Source organism: Streptosporangium sp. NPDC002544, assembly GCF_040295965.1.
Lineage (GTDB): Bacteria > Actinomycetota > Actinomycetes > Streptosporangiales > Streptosporangiaceae > Streptosporangium.
In genome coordinates, this window is record NZ_JBEOWJ010000005.1 from 1 (window position 1) to 17848 (window position 17848).

General features: G+C 68.3%; 19 protein-coding genes. 8 read left to right on the top strand and 11 right to left on the bottom strand.

Translation table 11 applies throughout. The features are described from left to right. Positions 1–117: 117 nt before the first annotated feature. Positions 118–555, bottom strand: coding sequence for a nuclear transport factor 2 family protein (locus ABT061_RS08685; protein WP_350914230.1), 438 nt, complete (start codon positions 553–555; stop codon positions 118–120). Positions 556–673: 118 nt separating this feature from the next. Here ABT061_RS08685 and ABT061_RS08690 point away from each other — a divergent pair, with 118 nt between their 5' ends. After that, a complete protein-coding gene (locus ABT061_RS08690) occupies positions 674–1267 on the top strand; it encodes a TetR/AcrR family transcriptional regulator (protein ID WP_350914233.1) in 594 nt (197 codons plus the stop codon). Between the two features lie 24 nt (positions 1268–1291). Here ABT061_RS08690 and ABT061_RS08695 read toward each other — a convergent pair whose 3' ends face one another. Next, positions 1292–1759, bottom strand: a complete 468-nt coding sequence (locus ABT061_RS08695) for an Lrp/AsnC family transcriptional regulator (protein ID WP_350914235.1) — start codon at positions 1757–1759, stop codon at positions 1292–1294. A 131-nt stretch (positions 1760–1890) separates the two neighbouring features. Here ABT061_RS08695 and ABT061_RS08700 point away from each other — a divergent pair, with 131 nt between their 5' ends. Beyond that, positions 1891–2784: a phenylalanine 4-monooxygenase gene (locus ABT061_RS08700; RefSeq protein ID WP_350914237.1), complete on the top strand. Its 894-nt coding sequence runs from the start codon at positions 1891–1893 to the stop codon at positions 2782–2784. A 290-nt stretch (positions 2785–3074) separates the two neighbouring features. Continuing rightward, on the top strand, positions 3075–3941 hold the full coding sequence (locus tag ABT061_RS08705; RefSeq protein ID WP_350914239.1) for a serine hydrolase: 867 nt from the start codon (positions 3075–3077) through the stop codon (positions 3939–3941). A gap of 14 nt (positions 3942–3955) precedes the next feature. Here the strand turns inward: ABT061_RS08705 and ABT061_RS08710 are convergent, their stop codons facing one another. The 8 genes from ABT061_RS08710 to aroA all read right to left on the bottom strand — a co-directional run bounded on the left by ABT061_RS08710 (position 3956) and on the right by aroA (position 12333). Then, on the bottom strand, positions 3956–4612 hold the full coding sequence (locus tag ABT061_RS08710; RefSeq protein WP_350914241.1) for a response regulator transcription factor: 657 nt from the start codon (positions 4610–4612) through the stop codon (positions 3956–3958). 82 nt (positions 4613–4694) lie between these two features. Continuing rightward, positions 4695–5522 carry a phosphate ABC transporter ATP-binding protein PstB gene (gene pstB / locus ABT061_RS08715; RefSeq protein WP_386324170.1) on the bottom strand — a complete coding sequence of 276 codons (828 nt, stop codon included), beginning with the start codon at positions 5520–5522 and terminating at the stop codon, positions 4695–4697. Between the two features lie 29 nt (positions 5523–5551). After that, a complete protein-coding gene (pstA, locus tag ABT061_RS08720) occupies positions 5552–6442 on the bottom strand; it encodes a phosphate ABC transporter permease PstA (RefSeq protein WP_350914243.1) in 891 nt (296 codons plus the stop codon). Then, on the bottom strand, positions 6442–7383 hold the full coding sequence (pstC, locus tag ABT061_RS08725; RefSeq protein ID WP_350914244.1) for a phosphate ABC transporter permease subunit PstC: 942 nt from the start codon (positions 7381–7383) through the stop codon (positions 6442–6444). The genes pstA and pstC overlap by 1 nt, the downstream gene beginning before the upstream one ends. After that, entirely contained in the window at positions 7383–8381 is a 999-nt protein-coding gene (locus ABT061_RS08730) for a PstS family phosphate ABC transporter substrate-binding protein (protein WP_350914246.1), read from the bottom strand. The genes pstC and ABT061_RS08730 overlap by 1 nt, the downstream gene beginning before the upstream one ends. Positions 8382–8781: 400 nt before the next feature. Further along, positions 8782–9585, bottom strand: a complete 804-nt coding sequence (gene hisN / locus ABT061_RS08735) for a histidinol-phosphatase (protein WP_350914248.1) — start codon at positions 9583–9585, stop codon at positions 8782–8784. A 334-nt stretch (positions 9586–9919) separates the two neighbouring features. Then, on the bottom strand, positions 9920–10972 hold the full coding sequence (rsgA, locus tag ABT061_RS08740; protein WP_350914917.1) for a ribosome small subunit-dependent GTPase A: 1053 nt from the start codon (positions 10970–10972) through the stop codon (positions 9920–9922). 83 nt (positions 10973–11055) lie between these two features. Continuing rightward, complete coding sequence (gene aroA / locus ABT061_RS08745) at positions 11056–12333, bottom strand: 3-phosphoshikimate 1-carboxyvinyltransferase (RefSeq protein WP_350914250.1); 1278 nt, start codon at positions 12331–12333, stop codon at positions 11056–11058. Positions 12334–12827: 494 nt separating this feature from the next. On the opposite strand from aroA, the gene ABT061_RS08750 reads away from it, so the two are divergent. Both ABT061_RS08750 and ABT061_RS08755 read left to right on the top strand, forming a co-directional pair. Next, complete coding sequence (locus ABT061_RS08750; RefSeq protein ID WP_350914252.1) at positions 12828–13559, top strand: SOS response-associated peptidase; 732 nt, start codon at positions 12828–12830, stop codon at positions 13557–13559. Positions 13560–13750: 191 nt separating this feature from the next. Next, positions 13751–14083, top strand: coding sequence for a TraR/DksA family transcriptional regulator (locus tag ABT061_RS08755; RefSeq protein WP_030924883.1), 333 nt, complete (start codon positions 13751–13753; stop codon positions 14081–14083). Between the two features lie 332 nt (positions 14084–14415). On the opposite strand, the gene ABT061_RS08760 is transcribed toward ABT061_RS08755, so the two are convergent. Continuing rightward, complete coding sequence (locus ABT061_RS08760; RefSeq protein WP_350914254.1) at positions 14416–15156, bottom strand: class I SAM-dependent methyltransferase; 741 nt, start codon at positions 15154–15156, stop codon at positions 14416–14418. 286 nt (positions 15157–15442) lie between these two features. Between ABT061_RS08760 and ABT061_RS08765 the strand changes: the two genes are divergently transcribed. The 3 genes from ABT061_RS08765 (at position 15443) to ABT061_RS08775 (ending at position 17524) form a co-directional block, all read left to right on the top strand. Further along, positions 15443–16048, top strand: coding sequence for a sigma-70 family RNA polymerase sigma factor (locus ABT061_RS08765; RefSeq protein ID WP_030924879.1), 606 nt, complete (start codon positions 15443–15445; stop codon positions 16046–16048). Between the two features lie 64 nt (positions 16049–16112). Continuing rightward, positions 16113–16379 (top strand): mycothiol system anti-sigma-R factor, encoded by a 267-nt coding sequence (rsrA, locus tag ABT061_RS08770; RefSeq protein WP_030924877.1) that lies wholly within the window; start codon positions 16113–16115, stop codon positions 16377–16379. Between the two features lie 200 nt (positions 16380–16579). Continuing rightward, on the top strand, positions 16580–17524 hold the full coding sequence (locus ABT061_RS08775) for an NAD-dependent epimerase/dehydratase family protein (RefSeq protein WP_350914256.1): 945 nt from the start codon (positions 16580–16582) through the stop codon (positions 17522–17524). Positions 17525–17848: the final 324 nt, after the last annotated feature.

Consider the following 17848-nt stretch of genomic DNA (forward strand, 5'->3'; position numbering starts at 1 on the left):
ATGGTACTGCACCGGGGACGGTGTGGGAGAGTAGGTCGCCGCCGGACAATCTTTCATGAGGGCCCTCACCTTTGGTGGGGGCCTTCGTGCTTTCCACGGCCTGTCCACCGGAGGTTTTCAGGTCCGTTCAGTGGCCCCGAGCACCTCGATCATCGCCAGCGTGTTCTGGTACTCACGCCAATGAATGATCTTCCCGTCCCGTACCCGGAGAATCCCGATGAAGGCGGAGGCGGCTTGGTGGCCGGTGGCGATGACGGTGCCGGCGAGCTCGTACTCGACGACGATGGCCTCGGGATCGGTGGTTTCGTGGATGACCACATCGCGGATCTCGTCGAGGCGGAACTTCCGGGCGAAGGCGGCCTGTTCGGGGCCGGCGAAGTGGAGGAACGCCTCCCGGCCCTCGTACCGCCGGGTTCTGCCGGAAGGGGCGAAGGGCACCTCGATGACGACGTCCTCGGCCAGCTCACCCCCGATGCCGCCGAGGTTCTCAAGCCAGTGCCACCGCATGCGTTCGAAGATCTCGCGGGGACCGGGAACGACTGTGGTTTCGGGCATGATGGGTTCCTTGCTGGTGGAAGTTAAGATGAGTGGAAACTCATCTTAATGATTATGAGTGGAGACTCACTTTGTCAATGCCGTGTCTCGTGTCCCTGGTCGGGGAAGGCCGACCGGGATGACGTCCTCGAAGCCCTCGCCGGGCGGTGCCAGGCCGATGCGCGCGGACGCCCGGCGTAACCGGGAGCGGATTCTCGCCGCGGCGGAGGCGGTCTTCGCGGAGAAGGGGCCGTCGGCGTCGACCGAGGAGGTCGCCGCCCGTGCGGGAGTGGCCATTGGTACGGTCTTCAAGCACTTTCCGACCAAGCAGGAGCTCCTGCAGGCCATCATGAAGGACCTCCTGGGCAGGTTGGATCGGGATATGGCCGCTCTCGCGGCCGACGACGCATCCGGCGAGGCGCTGTTCACCTTCGTTACCCGCATGGTCGAGCAGGCCGCGCAGAAGAGGACGGTCGTGGGGCTTCTCGCCGAGACGGGGATCGATCTCCAGGTGGCGAGCTCGGTTCAGATGCTGCGCGAGGGGATCGCGACGCTCCTGGTCCGCTCCCAGGAAGCCGGCACGGTCCGCGAGGAGGTCCGGCTCGACGAGGTGATCGCGCTGCTCACCGGCATCTGCCAGGGAGCGCTCCACGCGGGCTGGGATCGCGACCTCCAGCGTCGTACGCTCGCCATCGTCTTCGACGGCCTCAGGGCGTCCGCGGACCGTCGATGACCCGTGCCGGCAACCGGCCGGGGGTCAGGCGTCGGCCGCGGCACGGAGCAGGGGCTCGATCCGGTAGGGGACCTGGACGGAGAGGGCGATCGTGGTGTCGGTCCGCTGGACGGCGGGGGAGGCCAGAATGCGGGCGATGATCTCCTGGAGGTCGGAGGTGCTGCGGGCCACCACGCGGCAGAGCAGGTCGGCCTGGCCGCTGGTGCCGTAGACCTCCAGGATCTCGGGAAGGGGCTCCAGCGCCCGTACAGCCTCGCCCAGGCGGCCCTGGGCGATCTGTAGCGAGACGAACGCCAGGATCGGGTACCCGGCCCCCTCGGGGGTGACCGTGGGGCCGAAATCGGCGATGACGCCGCGGGCGGTCAGTTTCTCGACGCGGGCCTGAACGGTGCCCCGGGCCACGCCGAGCAGGCGGGCCAGCTCGGTCAGGCCGATGCGCGGGTTGGCGCGCATGGTGACCAGGAGGCGGCCGTCCAACTCGTCGATAGACATCCCAACAGGATGGCAGCAGACTGGGCGATTCGACCAGCGTAAGCGCGGTATGACCGTACAGTTCTGTGCGGATCGCCTAGTAAAACTGGCCGCTCTTGTCAACGTTTCCAGAAATTGCTGTCATTTCATACATGTTCGAAGAAGCGCAGTACTTCGCGCCGGTGGCGACCCATGACGACGGCACGATCGAGGTCCAACTCGGTGCCGGTCATCCAGGTTTCGCCGATCCGGTCTACCGTGCGCGCCGCAACGCGATCGCGGCCCTCGCTGTGGGGTACGTGCCGGGTACGCCGATCCCGACGGCCGAGTACACCGCCCAGGAGCACGAGGTGTGGGCGCTGGTCAGCCGAGAACTCAGCCTGAAGCACCGCAAATATGCCACCATCGAGTATCTGGCCGCGACCGAGCGGCTCGGACTGCCCGCCGAGCGCATCCCGCAGCTACAGGAGGTCGGCGATCTGCTGGAGCCGCTGACCGGGTTCCGCTATATCCCGGCCGCGGGGCTGGTGCCGCTCAGAGATTTCTACGGCGTTCTGGCCGATGGGCTCTTCCACTCCACGCAGTACATCCGGCACCACTCCACGCCGCTGTACACGCCGGAGCCCGACGTGATCCACGAGGTGATCGGGCACGCCAACGCACTGGCCTCCGACCGCTACTCGCGGCTCTACCGGCTGGCCGGGGAGGCGGCGCGGAGGGTCGAGAGCTCCGAGGCGCTGGAGTTCGTCTCGAAGGTCTTCTGGTTCACGATGGAGTTCGGCGTCATGATGGACCAGGGGGAGCTGCGGGCGTACGGGGCGGGCATTCTGTCCTCCTACGGAGAGATCGAAGAGTTCCGGGGCATGGACATCCGGCCGCTGGACGTCGCCGTCATGGGCACCACGCACTACGACATCACGAAATATCAGGATGTTCTCTTCCGAGCCGAGTCGCTGAAGCACCTCGAAGACGTCGTCGGTGAGTTCTGGGCGACCTGTGACGACGAGAGCATCGCCCGGCTAACCGCCGAGGTTTCCCAAGGGTAGGTGCAGGTTCAGCGCGACATTCCAAGCTGTAAGTCCTTTTTCTGACTAGATTTCGCTTCATCATCTTCTTGGTGCCTGTTGCGGGATATATCCCGATCGTCACGTAATGGGGGAGACGGTTGGGGTGGATGATGAGAGCCAGGCACCGGGTGGTCGCGGCAGCTGTTCTGCTGGTCACCGCGCAGGTCACCGCCTGTAGCACGTGCCAGGGTCTGACGCCGGTGAGCATCTCCACCCCGACGGCGTCTTCCCCGACAGCACCCCCTTGGCGGCAGGCGGCACCGGCGTCGGTGCCCCCTCCTCCGGCGCCGTTCCTGGCAGCGGTTCCCGCGCCCACCTTCCCCGGCACCATGGCGCTCGGGGTCCCGGGGCGGACGGGACTCGCCGGCTCGCCGAGGATTCTCTCCGGGAAGCTCACGCACACCCTCGACGGCTTTCTCGTCAGGTACGGCGGTGGCCGGACCGCGGTCTCGGTGCGAGACCTGACCACGGGCCGGCGCTACCGCTACCACCGTGCTCTCCAGCTGCCGATGGCCAGCATCTCCAAGGTGAGCATCCTGACGGCACTGCTGCTCGACACACGGTGGCGCGAGCTCGGCGACCAGGCCAGGTCCGACGCGAGGCACATGATCCGTTTCGGCGACGACGGAGCGGCCGACCGGCTGTACGAGCGGATCGGCCTGGAGTCCGGGCTGGCCAGTGCGAACCGCAGGCTCGGTCTCAAGCGCACCTACACCCCCGGCGGGCGGTGCGTGGCCCAGAACTGCTGGGGCGCCACGCAGAGCACGGCCGAGGACCAGGTACGGCTGGTCAGGGCGCTGGCCACGGGTAGGAGTCCGCTGGCTCCCGCGGAACGCCGGCGGGTGCTCGGGCTGATGGAGCGGGTGACCCCCGGCCAGAAGTGGGGGATCAGCGCGGGTGCCTGCGAGAACGACCAGGTGTCGCTGAAGAACGGCTGGCTGCGGCACGCGTCGAACGGGCGCTGGGTGGTCGTCAGCACCGGACTGATCCGCGGGGACGGGCACGACTACGCGGTGGCTGTCCTCACTGAGGACAGCCCGAGTATGAGTGCCGGCATCGCCAAGGTCGAGGGCGTGGCCACGCGCGTCATGAAAGCCTTCAGGGGCGAACACAGCTGCGAGCCGGACACGAACTGAGCGGCGGGTGCCCGTTACGGGGTCCTGTCGACCAGGCGGTAGCCCACCCCGCGCACGGTCTGGATCAGCTGGTCGTCGGTGTCGCCCAGACGCGCGCGGAGACGCTTGACGTGTACCGCGATGGTGTTGGTCGAGGCGGTGTCCGTGGAGTTCCAGACATGCCTCATGATCTGCTCCCGCGTCACGGTGCGGTGCGCGTTACGCATCAGGTAGTGCAGCAGCTCGAACTCGCGCAGCGGCAGGTGGATGATCCGGCCGCCGACCGTGACCTGGTAGGCGTTGACGTCGAGTTCCACCTTGCCGACCACGAGCACCCTGCGGGCCCCGGACTCGCCGGTGAACGCGGCGTGGACCAGGGGCAGTAGCTCGGGCACCCGGTAGGGGCGGGCCACGCACGCGGTGGCCCCGGCGGCCAGCGCCTGGACGGCCTGCTGGGCGTGTCCCTCGCCCACGCCCAGCAGGACGGGGATCGCCCGCGTCAGCCGTACCGCGCGGACAAACTCCACAGCCCCCAGGACCGGCAGCGAGGCGCTGACGAGAACGACGTCGGGCCGCAGTGCCCCGGCCTGCAGGAGAGCCTGGGCACCGTCGGTGACACCCGTGACCCGCACCCCTTCGCGTTCCAGGGCCGCGGACAGGTCATGGACCATGGCCGCTTCCGGATCGGCCACCAGCAGTATGGGTGCCGTCCGTCTGTCCCCTTCCACTTCTGGTGCCGTCTGCGGCTGGAGCACCCGGATCCTCCAATGTGGGTCAGCCGAAGCGACCGGTGATGTAATCCTCGGTCCGCTTGTCGCTGGGGTTGGTGAAGATGCGGCTGGTCTCGTCGAACTCCACCAGGCGGCCGTGCCGCACGCCGGCTTCGTCGACCTCGGCGGTGAAGAAGGCGGTACGGTCGGAGACACGGGCGGCCTGCTGCATGTTGTGGGTGACGATGACGATCGTGTAGTCGCGCGTCAGCTCCTGCATCAGGTCTTCGATCTTGGTTGTCGCGATCGGGTCCAGGGCCGAGCAGGGCTCGTCCATCAGGATGACGTCGGGCTTCACCGCGATCGCCCTGGCGATGCACAGTCGCTGCTGCTGTCCGCCGGACAGGGAGAGCGCGTTCTGCTTGATCTTGTCCTTGACCTCGTCCCAGAGCGCCGCCTTGGTCAGCGCCTCCTCGACGATCTCGTCCATGTTGCCCTTGATCCCGTTGACCCGGGGACCGTAGGCGATGTTGTCGTAGATCGACTTGGGGAAGGGGTTCGGCTTCTGGAAGACCATGCCGATCCGGCGGCGGACCTCGATCGGGTCCACGTGGTCGCCGTACAGGTTCTCGTCGTGGTACAGGATCTCGCCGACCGCGCGGGCGCCGGGGATCAGGTCGTTCATCCGGTTGAAGCAGCGGAGCACCGTGCTCTTGCCGCAGCCGGACGGGCCGATCATGGCCGTGATCTCACGGTTGCCGATGGTCAGGTCGACCCCGCGTACCGCCTCGTAGTCACCGTAGAAAACGCTGAGGTTGGAGACGGTGAAGACCGGGTCGAGGGCCTCGATGGTGCGGGGGACTTCGGGGCCGCGCACGTTCACATTCGGCACGGAAATTCCAATCTCGGACATTTCTTACCTCACCAGCGCTTCTGGTAGCGGTTACGGAGCCAGATGGCGACCGAGTTCATCAGGAGCAGGATCGCCAGCAGGATCACGATCGCCGCGGAGGCGAGGATGCTGAACTCCTCTTGGGGCCGGCTGATGAAGCTGTAGATCTGCAACGGCAGGACGGTGAAACTGCTCCAGACACCCTCGGGGTTGAACCGGACCAGCGTCGCGGCGCCGAGCATCAGGAACGGGGCCGCCTCGCCGATCGCACGGGAGAGGGCCAGGATCGAGCCCGTCGCGATGCCCGGGATCGACGCCGGGAGCACCTGGCGGTAGATGGTCTGCCACTGGGTGGCGCCCAGTGCCAGCGAGCCCTCGCGGATCGACGGCGGCACCGCGCGGATGGCCTCACGGGCGGAGATGATCACGATGGGCAGCACGAGCAGCGAGATGGTGACCGCGCCGGTCATGACCGTGAAGCCGAACTGCAGCCAGCGGGCGATGATGCCCAGGCCGAGGATGCCGTAGACGATCGAGGGAACGGCCGCCAGGTTGGAGATGTTCAGCTCGATCAGCTTGTTGTACCACTTGGTCTTGTCGGCGTACTCCTCAAGGTAGATCGCCGCGAGGATCCCGGTGGGCAGGGCCATGACCGCGGTCAGCGCGATGATCCACAAAGTGCCCAGGATGCCCGACTGGATGCCCGAGGTCTCCGGGCGGCGGATCGAGGGCTGGTTCTCCCAGAGCATCGGGTTGAGCCGTGGCCAGCCCTTCTCGACGACGTAGATGAGCAACATGGCCAGGAACGCCAGAGCGATCGCGAGGCTGGCCAGCAGCGCGATGCGGAAGAGGTGCTCCCTGAGCGGACGTCCCTTGCTCGCCAGCTGCACGGCCGAACGCGGGGTGGAGAGGATGGCCATCAGTCGTAGACCTCGCGATACTTCTGGACCATGCGGGCGCTGAGGTAGTTCATCGCGAAGGTGATCACGAAGAGCAGGGAACCCACCGCGAAGATGGTCTTGTAGGCGATCGAGCCGACCGAGGCGTCGCCGGAGCCGGCCTGGGCGATGAAGGCCGCCATCGTGGACATCTCATTGCCCGGGTAGAGCGTGAAGACGGACTTGAAACCGCCCGCGATCGCGACGATCATCGTCTCGCCCGCGGCCCGGGAGATCGCCAGGATGATGGCGGCGACGATACCGGAGAACGCGGCGGGGACGACGACGCGCACCGAGGTGAGCATCTTGGAGGCGCCGAGGGCGTACGAGCCCTCGCGCAGGCCGTTCGGCACCGCGGCCATCGAGTCCTCGGACAGCGACGCGACGATCGGGATGATCATCACGCCGACCAGGAGGCCGGCGGCGAGCGCGTTCTTGGCCTCCAGGTCCAGGAAGGGGAAGAGGTCCCTGAGCAGCGGCGTGACGAAGGTGAGGGCGAAGAAGCCGAAGACCACCGTCGGAACGCCCGCGAGAACCTCGAGCACCGGCTTGAAAATCTTGCGAGTCCTGCGGGAGGCGTACTCCGACAGGTAGATCGCCGCGGCCAGGCCGAGCGGCACGGCGACCACGACGGCGATGAAGGTGATCTCCACGGTCGCCACGATGAGCGGCCAGACACCGAACGCCGGCGGGTTGAACAGCGGTCCCCAGTCGGTGGACCCGAAGAACTCGCCGATGCTCACCGTGGCGAAGAACTCGACGGTCGGTTCGAGGAGTGCGATGACGATGCCGATCGTGGTCGCCACCGACACCATGGCCGCGGTCAGGAGAACGGCCTTGACCACGAACTCGCCGTAACGCGGGCGCGACCGCGCCAGGGACCCCGAGGTCCCTGGAACGGTCGTGCGGTGCTGTGCCGACATCAGCCGGCGCTCTTCAGCGACGTGATGTCAGCCTTGAGCTTGGCCTCCTGCTCGGCGTTCAGCGGGACGAACTTGGCGTCCTTGGCGATCGCGTCGATGTTGGACGCGTAGTAGTCGAGGAAGGCCGCGACCTCGGGCCGCTTCACCGCTGCGGTGGAGGGGTAGATGAACAGCGGGCGGGAGAGCGGGGTGTACTTGCCGCCCTGGGCCGCCTCGACGCTCGGGGCCACGCAGCCGCTGCCCGAGTCGATCTCCACGGCCTTCAGCTTGTCGACGTTCTCCTCGAAGTAGGTGAAGCCGAAGTAGCCCAGACCACCCTTGGCGCCCGAGACACCGGTGACGATGTCGTTGTCGTTCTCGCTCGGGCTGTAGTCCTTGCGGCTGGCACCCTCCTCACCGTTGATCTCGGCGGTGAAGTAGTCGAAGGTGCCGGAGTCGGTGCCGGGGCCGTAGAGCTTCAGCGCCTCGGCGGGGAACTTGGCGTCGACGTCCTTCCAGGTCTTGATCTTGCCCTCGGCCGCCGGCTCCCAGATCTTCTTGAGCTGGTCGGTGGTGAGGCAGGTGACCCAGTCGTTCTCCTTGGGAACCACGACGGTCAGCGCGTCGGTCGCCACCGTGAGCTCGGTGAACGTGATGCCCTTCGCCTCGCAGGCCGCCTTCTCCTCGTCCTTGATCGCACGGGAGGCGTTCGAGATGTCGGTCTCGCCGGCGCAGAACTTCTCAAAGCCGCCGCCGGTGCCCGAGGTGCCGACCGGCACCTTCACCTGCGGCTGCTCCTCGCCGAAGAGCTCGGAGGCGGCCTGGGTGAGGGGAGCCACGGTGCTGGAACCGTCGATCTTGACTTCGCCGCTCAGAGCCGCGCTCGCCTCGGTGGCGGGGGCGGCGGACGAGGTGCTTCCGTCACTGCTGGGCTTGGCGTCGCCACCGCATGCGGCCGCGAGCGAAACGACGAGCGCGGCCGTCGCCACCGCGCTGAGGCGGCGCTGTCCACTGGTCACGGTTATGTTCCTTCTCCGTAGTGAGATCCGTTCTCGATGTCTTCGATGAAACTGGGGCAAAGTGAACGGAAGTGAAACGAGTCGTGACCGGCACCGGAAGAGGTGAACCCACGGATGTGAATACCCGGGCTTTGGCAGGATTTTCGTCCTGGCTTGCACCCTCGTAGGGCCTTTGGGCTGCGCTTTAGAGGGTTTTGGGGGAAAGATGACCTGGTGGGCAGGGGAGGGCCGTCGGTTCGCCATCGCCTCCGGCCGTGGTCGTCACAGGTGTGTCGATCCGTTCACCCTCCCGACATCCTGGGGAAGGTGAACGGACATGGCCCGGGGTGGGCCAACGGGCATGGCGGGTACCTGGGCGTGTGCGGAAGAGCGGACGGCCGTACGGCGCCTGGAAGGGGGACTAGACGGGGAGGGTGAGCGGCCCGCTGCCGAGGCGCTCGAGGATCTTGGTGTGCAGGGGGCCGTTGCTGCACAGCAGGCTGCCGCCGTCGATGTCGGGGACACCCGACAGGTCGGTCCAGATGCCGCCCGCCTCCTCGACGATCACGGTCAGTGCCGCGATGTCCCAGGGGGAGAGTTCGGGCTCCGCCGACACGTCGACCGCGCCCTCGGCGACCATCATGTGTGACCAGAAGTCACCGTAGGCGCGGCTGCGCCAGACGGAACGGTTCAGGTCGAGGAAGGCGTCGAGCTTCCCGGCCTCCTCCCAGCCACCGAGGCTGGAGTAGGAGAACGACGCGTCCTCCAGGTAGGCGACGGAGGAGACCTGGCAGCGCGTGGCCTTGGTGAGGCTCTTGCCGGTCCAGGCGCCGCCGTCGCGGGCGGCCCACCAGCGGCGGCCGAGCGCGGGGGCCGAGACCAGGCCCACGACGACGCGGCCCTGGTCCACCAGGGCGATGAGCGTGGCCCAGACGGGCACTCCGCGTACGTAGTTCTTGGTGCCGTCGATCGGGTCGATGATCCACGAGCGCTCGCCGTAGCCGCTCTTGCCGAACTCCTCGCCGATGATGGTGTCGCGAGGCCGGGCCCGGCCGAGGGTCGCGCGGATCGCCTGCTCGGCGGCCTGGTCGGCATCGCTCACCGGTGTGAGGTCAGGCTTGTTCTCCACCCGCAGGTCCAGGGCCTTGAACCGACGCATGGTCAGATCGTCGGCCGCGTCGGCCATGACGTGCGCGAGGCGAAGATCGTCGTTGTAACCCGTCACGGATGCCAACGCTATCGCGTTGGTGACCGAATTGAGGAGAGTGGGGCGCAAGAGGGAGAATCGTGTCGCCAGCCTCTGGCGACGCTAACGCGTCGCGGTTCGGCCGCTCTTATCCGGCTCCTTCCCTCGTCGACCAGGGCCGCTCGTTCCTCGCGAGTTGCCGGCGACGCTGGCGCGTCGCGGTTCGGCCGCTGGGATCCGGCTCCTTCCCTCGTCGAGGGAGGTCGCTCGTTCCTCGCAACCTCCCTCTCCTCAGTCCAGTCCCCGGCGCGGCCTCACGGGGAGTCCCTCAAGGGGGGAGCGTGGGGCACGTCCCTGTGGTGTTCCTTGGGGGTTAGTCGTCGTCGGGGGTGCCTTCGCGGCTGGCAAGGAGGCGGCGTAGGGAGGTCAGGCGGGCCGGGTCGGCGTGGCCGGCGGCTACCCAGGCGTCCAGGGCGCACTCCGCTGAAAGGTGGTTGCAGCCCTTCGGGCAATGGACGGTGCCCTCGATCAGGTCGGGGAAGCCCGCCAGGACCGTCTCCACCGAGACATGGGCCAGACCGAAGCTGCGCACCCCGGGGGTGTCGATGATCCAGCCACTCTCCGGCAGTTCGAGGGCGACGGCGGAGGTGGAGGTGTGACGGCCCCGGCCGGTCACCGCGTTCACGTGTGAGACGGCCCGGTTGGCGTCCGGCACCAGGGCGTTGACCAGGGTTGACTTACCCACCCCGGAATGGCCGACGAGCACGCTGATCCGGCTCTTGAGGCGCTCTCGCACCTCCACCAGGTCGCCGCCCTTGGAGACCACCACGTACGGCACGCCGAGGGGGGCGTACAGCGAGACCAACTCGTCGGGCGAGGCGAGATCGGACTTGGTGAGGCAGAGCAGTGGCTCGATGTCGGCGTCGAAGGCCGCGACCAGCATCCGATCGATCATGCGGGGCCGGGGCGGCGGGTCGGCCAGGGCCGTCACGATGACGAGTTGGTCGGCGTTGGCGACCACAGGGCGCTCGATGCCGTCGGTGTTGTCGGTGTCGTCCGCGGAGCGGCGGAGCATGGAGGCACGGGGCTCCACCCGCACGACGCGGGCCAGCGTGTCGGTCATCCCGGAGACGTCGCCCACCAGGGCCACCCGGTCGCCGACCACGATTCCCTTGCGGCCCAGCTCGCGGGCCTTCATCGCGACCACGACCCGGCCGCTCATCGCGGCGCCCTCCGCCTGGTCCCGCTTGCGGCGGCGTCCCCGCTCGCCCTCCGACTCGACCAGGCAGGTGTAGCGTCCGCGGTCGACGGCGACCACGAACGCCGGGACCGCGTTCTCATGGGCAGGACGGATCCGGGTCCGGGGCCGGGATCCCTTTCCCGGCCTGACCCTGACGTCGTCCTCGTCGTACTCGCGCTTTCTCAGTTTCTCCGCCTTGTCCGGCCCGGTGCGCCCCGCGAAGGGCCGCGACTACCGGGCGCCTCCTGGGCCTGCCGGCCGGTCGCCCCTCACCGCGCGCCGCGCAGCATGTCCGCCCACATCGAGGCGAACTCGGGAAGGGTCTTACCCGTGGTGGCGATGTCCTCCACCTCGACGCCGGGCACGGCCAGCCCGATGACCGCTCCGGCGGTGGCCATCCGGTGGTCGGCGTAGGAGTGGAACACGCCGCCGGTGAGCGGTCGGGGCCGGATCTCCAGGCCGTCCTCGGTCTCGTTCGCGTCGCCGCCGAGACCGTTGATCTCCGCGACCAGAGCGGCCAGCCGGTCGGTCTCGTGCCCGCGGATGTGGGCGACGCCGCTGATCCTGCTGGGGGAGTCGGCGAGAGCGGCCAGCGCGGCGATCGTCGGGGTCAGTTCGGCCACGTCGCGCAGGTCCGCCTCGATTCCGGTGATCCGTCCGGTACCGGTGACCGCCAGCCCCTCGGGTGTGTGCTCCACCGAGGCGCCCATGTCGGCCAGCAGCGTGCGCAACTGGTCACCCGGCTGGGTCGTCCGCACGGGCCAGTCGGGAATGGTGACCGTGCCGCCTGTCACCATGGCGGCGGACAGGAACGGCGCCGCATTGGACAGGTCGGGCTCAACCGTGAAGTCCCTCGCCCCGATGGGGCCGGGCTCGACCCGCCAGACGTCCGGCTCGGAGTCGTCCACCACGACGCCGAACTCGCGCAGCATCTGAACGGTCATCTGGATGTGCGGCTGCGAGGGGATCGGCGGGCCGTCGTGGCGTACCGTCACGCCCTTCTCGAAGCGCGCGGCGGTCAGCAGCAGGCCGGAGAGGAACTGTGAGGAGCCCGACGCGTCGAGCCTGACCTCGCCGCCGGTCAGCGGCCCCCTGATGGTGAAAGGCAGCGCGTCGCCGGTCACCTCGGCGCCGAGGGCGCGCAGCGCGCGCAGGATCGGGCCCATCGGGCGCTTACGCGCGTGCGGGTCGCCGTCGAAGAACACCTCGCCCCTGGCCAGTGCCGCCATGGGCGGCACGAAGCGCATGACCGTGCCCGCCAGCCCTACGTCGATGTGGGCGCCGCTGACGACGGGGCCGGGCGTGATCGCCCAGTCGACGCTCGAGGCGCTCTCGTTGGAGGGGGTCATCGTCGCGCCCAGTGCCCGCAGCGCGTCCGCCATCAGATCGGCGTCGCGGCTGCGCAGCGCCAGCCGTACCGTGCCGGGTCCCTCGGCCAGTGCGGCGAGCAGCAGTGCGCGGTTGGTCACGGACTTCGACCCGGGCAGGGGAACGGTCGCGCGGACGGGTTCGGTCGCGGTCGGCGCGGGCCACAGCGGAGCGGACATGGCCAAAAGCCTACCGGGAGGCGAGTTGTCGGCGACGCTGTGTGAACTGCGACGCTGGGATCCGGCTCCTTCCCACGTCGAGGAAGGTCGCTCGTTCCTCACGGGTTGTTGGCGACGCCGGCGCGTCGCGGTTCGGCCGCTGGGATCCGGCTCCTTCCCTCGTCGAGGAAGGTCGCTCGTTCCTCACGGGTTGCCGGCGACGCTGGCGCGTCGCGGTGAGGCCGCTCTTGTCCGGCTCCTTCCCTCGTCGAGGGAGGTCGCTCGTTCCTCGCAACCTCCCTCTCCTCAGTCCAGTCCCCGGCGCGGCCTCACGGCCCCGCTCTCCTCAGTCCAGTCCCCGGCGCGGCCTCACGGGGAGTTCCCCCAAGGGGAGGCATGGGGCACGTTCCCGGGGTGATTCTTGGGGCGGGAGAACGGGGTGTCCCTGGGGAGAGGGATCTTGGGTACTTCTCGGTGGGGGCTTCCGGTGTGCCGTGGCGTGGCAAAGTGGAGATATGTGCGGGAGATACGCGTCTACGCGGGACAAGCACGAGTTGCTGGAGGAGTTCCAGGTCGAGTTTGACGGTGCGGCCGACGACGAACTCAGGCCCGACTACAACGTCGCGCCCACGAAACCGGTGTACGCGGTGATGAACCGGGTGCCGAAGGCCGATCCGGACGGCCGACCGGTCCGGCAGCTCCGCGTGGTCCGCTGGGGGCTGGTCCCGGCCTGGGCCAAGGACCCTTCCATCGGCTCAAAGATGATCAACGCGCGGGTGGAGACGGTGGCGGAGAAACCCGCCTACCGTAAGGCGTTCGCGGAGCGCAGGTGCCTGCTGCCCGCCGACGGTTACTTCGAGTGGGTCGTGCTCGACGAGAAGGACGCCAAGGGCAGACCGAAGAAGCAGCCCTACTTCGTCCGCCCCGCCGACGGCGGCGTGCTGGCCATGGCGGGACTGTACGAGTTCTGGCGGGACCGGGGCCGGGCCGAAGACGACCCGCTCTCCTGGCTGGCGACCTGCACGATCATCACGACCGACGCCGTGGACGAGGCCGGTGCGGTACACGACCGGATGCCGATGCTGATCGAGCGCGACCGGTGGGGTGAGTGGCTCGACCCGGGAGTGACCGACGCGCGGGAGTTCCTGATCCCCGCGGGCTCCACCGGGCTGGAGGTCTATCCGGTCTCCACCGCGGTCAACTCGGTGCGCAACAACAGCCCCGAGCTCGTCGAGCCGCTGCGGTAGCGGGAGGGCGGCTCTTCTTAAAACGCTGGTCGATCCGGTGTAAAAGTTCCGGCAAGTGGGCATCCGCTGAGGAAAGCGGTGACTCGCGACAAGTGGGCGAGATCACCGTCGCCAGAGCTCACCCCTTGCGCCTGACGGGAGAGTCGGGGATCCCTTCACAGGCCGTCCCCGTTTTCCGGAGGTGCGGATTCGTGGATGTCGCGACCGCGCGCGAGCGTCTGAAGAACATGCTCGCCGAACTTGACCGTTCCATCGGAGTCCTTCGCGGAGATTCACCCGCCGCGGGGGACCGCTCCCCGGCGGACGCCGGTTCCGAGCTGACCGATTCCGACCGCAACCGGGCACTGCTGGAAGGGGCCACCCGGCACCGGGGTTCGGTGATCGAGGCGCTCAGGCGGATGGACGAGGGGTGCTACGGACTCTGTGCGGACTGCGCCGCGCCCGTTCCGGAGGGCAGGCTGGAGGCGCGCCCCGAGGCCGCCCGCTGCCTCCAGTGCCAGTCCAAACGCGAACGCCGACGCTGACCCTGCCCCCGGAAGCATCCAGGGGATGTGCCCGTGACCCTTCCCCGAAGGGACGCGCCGTCCACCCAACCCAGAAAACATCCTGGGGATGTGCCCCATGCCCTCCCCTGAGGGACTCCCCGTGAGGCCGCGCCGGCCTCCCGCACTAGGAATCTCCCCGTGGACGTGTCTTGTGCTCTGTCCTTGGGGGACTCCCCGTGAGGCCGCGCCGGGGACTGGACTGAGGAGAGCGGGGTTGCGAGGAACGAGCGACCCCGATCGACGAGGGAAGGAGCCGGATAAGAGCGGCCGAACCGCGACGCGCTAGCGTCGCAATCAACACAGCGTCGCAATCAAACAGGTCGGCGCGCGCTGGCGACCAAGTGGATGCCCACCGTGTCGTCGTCGTCGGGGTGGGTGTCCAGTTCGGTGTTGACCAGCCAGGTGAGCGCCCGGGAGTCGGAGGCGAGCACATGGTCGACGGTCGAGGGGGACAGCACCGTGCGGGGCCGTACCCACTCGACCTCCAGGCCCGCCTCGGTGAGCAGCTCGCGGAGCTGGGCGCTGCTGAAGCAGCGGGTGATGCTGCCGTCGGGCCAGGGTACGAGCATGACCTCGCCGGTCTGGCGCAGGTGGGCCCAGTAGTTCTGCTCGGCGAGGATCGCCATCCCCAGCACCAGGGAGTCGACGCAGACCAGTGTCCGGCCGCCGGGACGCAGAACCCTGACGACATCGTCGATCGCGGACTCGGCCATGAGCTCCACGGACATCGCCCGTTCCTCGGCGAGCACGGCGTCCACGCTGCAGTCGGGCAGGAAGCGCAGGTCGTCGGCGCGTACCTGGCTGACCCTGGAGATGTCGTGCAGCGGTTGGTCGTCCGCGGGCCGGCGGAAGTCGACCATCTCGATCACCCGGTGTCCCGCCTTCGCCGCCTGGACGGCCCAGCGGCCGTTGCCGCAGGACATGTCGAGGACGGTGGAGGGGGTTTCCGGCAGCCATCGACTCAGTTGCTCGGCCACGACCGCGTGATAAAAGGTCCAGTACGGCCCGAGCGCACCTGAGCCGTTCAGCTCTTCGGCCGGGATGGGCAGCACAAGCAGCTCCTGGCGTCGGGAGGATCCGGTGGTCTTTGATTACCTACCGGTACGTATCTTCTTTTCCCCGTACCGGGTCGTTCGTCACCTTCTATCTTGCGGGAACAGATGACTGGACGAGCGTGTTGCAAGCGGACAACGCACGATCCTTTCGGAGGTTGGCAAGCAGATGCTCGCCTTGATCGAACCCGTCACCCGCCCCGGTGATCGGGCCATCCCCGGTGAGCGGGTATCCTCCGCTCAGTACGGTGTCCCGCGTCAGCAGGACTCCGGCGATCTTAAGGGGGTGGGTCCGGTCCCTGCGACAGACGAGGAGACTCTGGAGCAGCGGAGCACACGGTTCGAGCGGGATGTCATGCCCTATCTCGACCAGCTCTACTCTGCCGCACTTCGGATGACCCGGAACCCCGCGGACGCCGAGGACCTTCTTCAGGAGACCTTCGCCAAGGCGTTCGCGTCCTTTCACCAGTTCCAGCAAGGCACGAACCTCAAGGCGTGGCTTTACCGAATCCTGACCAACACCTTCATCAACAGTTACCGCAAGAAGCAGCGGGAGCCCAAGCAGTCGGGCGCCGAGGAGATCGAGGACTGGCAGCTGGCCAGGGCCGAGTCGCACACTTCGGCGGGGTTGAAGTCGGCGGAGGTCGAGGCGCTGGAGCACCTCCCGGACACCGACGTGAAGCGGGCGCTGGCCGCGCTTCCCGAGGAGTTCCGCATCGCGGTCTATCTCGCCGACGTCGAGGGCTTCCCGTACAAGGAGATCGCGGACATCATGGGGACCCCCATCGGGACCGTGATGTCGCGGCTGCACCGTGGCCGTCGCCAGCTGCGGACCCAACTTGAGGACTACGCCCGTGAGCGTGGCCTGGTTCCCGCGGAAGGTGCGAAGTGAGCGAGCGAGACAGGAACGGCGATTCCGCCCCGGTGGCCTCGACACCCCTGGGTGAGGTGATCGCATGAGCTGTGGCGAGCACCACGACACCGACTGTCGTGAGGTCCTGGACAAGGTCTACACCTACCTGGACGGCGAGCTCGACGAGCGCAACTGCGCGGACATCCGCCAGCACCTGGACGAGTGCCACCCCTGCCTGGAGGAGTACGGCCTGGAGCAGGTCGTCAAGCAACTCGTCGCCAAGCACTGCGGCTGCGACCAGGTCTCGGAGGACCTGCGGGCCAAGGTGCTCAGCCGGATCGACCAGGTACGCTCCGAACTCGCCCACTGACCTCTCCGGAGCCTCCGTACGGTCGTGGTCATCGCGTGTGCCGAGAGGCTGCCGGGTTCACCCGGCAGGTGAACCGCTTCCCTGTTATGGTTCCTGGGTTCGAAACGGTCATGGCCTGGCCGTCGGTTCTCTCGGTCGAGGGAACCGAGAAGCCACTCCCCTCGTGGAGCGGAGGAGTCACACGACGATGGGGGTTGCTCATGCGCATACTCGTGACCGGTGGGGCGGGGTTCATCGGCTCCACCCTCGTTGACCGGCTGCTGGCCGACGGGCACGAGGTCGCGGTGGTGGACGACCTGTCCGGTGGCGACCGCGGCAACCTGGTCCGCGCCGCGGAGAGCCCCCTGTTCGCCCTGCACGTGATGGACATCCGGGACCCGGCCCTGATCGGCCTGGCGGCCGAGTGGAGACCCGAGGTCGTCTGCCACCTCGCAGCGCAGATCAGCGTGCGCAAGAGCGTGGCCGACCCGGTACACGACGCCAGGCTCAACGTCGAGGGCACCGCGTCGGTCCTGACGGCCGCCCACCACGGTGGCACCCGCAAGGTCGTCTTCGCCTCCTCGGTCGCGGTCTACGGCAGGCCGGCGGTCATCCCGGTCCCCGGCGGCGCGGCGACCGACCCGCGCTCTCCGTACGCGGCCTCCAAGCTCAGCGCGGAGACCTACCTGGCCACCTTCAAGGCGCTCCACGGCATCGACTACACCACGCTGGTGCTCTCCAACGTCTACGGCCCGCGCCAGTCGCCGGACGGCGAGGCGGGGGTGGTCGCCATCTTCACGGACGCGCTGCTCAACGGCACCCCCACGGTGGTGTACGGCGACGGCACCCAGACCCGCGACTACATCTTCGTCGACGACGTGGTCGACGGCTTCGCCCGTGCCTGTGGCGCCAAGGGCGGCGGCGGCCGCTTCAACCTGGGCACCGGAGTCGAGACCACCGACCGGAGGCTGCACTCCCTGGTCGCCGCGGCGGCGGGGGCCGTCGACGAGCCGGATGGGGCTCCGGCCCGCCTGGGAGACCTCCCGGCCATGGCCGTCGATCCGGCTCCCGCCTTCGACGGGCTCGGCTGGCGCCCCCAGACGGACCTGGCCACGGGCCTGAAGGCCACGGTCGACTGGGCGAGGACCAGACTCGCAACCCCGTAATCCCACCAAGCACCCTCAACTCGTGAGGCCGCACCGGACCGGCCGGGACAGCGCCCTGGGGCCGTCCCTCAAGAATCTTCCTGAGGGACGGCCCGTGAGGCCGCGCCGGCAACTGGACTGAGGAGAAGGGACGCGCCGTTCTCCCGCCCCAAGAATCACCCCGGAGACGTGCCTCACGCCTCCCCTTGGGGGACTCCCCGTGAGGTCGCGCCGGCGACTGGACTGAGGAGAGAGGGGCCGTGAGGCCGCGCCGGGGACTGGACTGAGGAGAGCGGGGTCGTGAGGCCGCGCCGGGGACTGGACTGAGGAGAGCGGGGTCGTGAG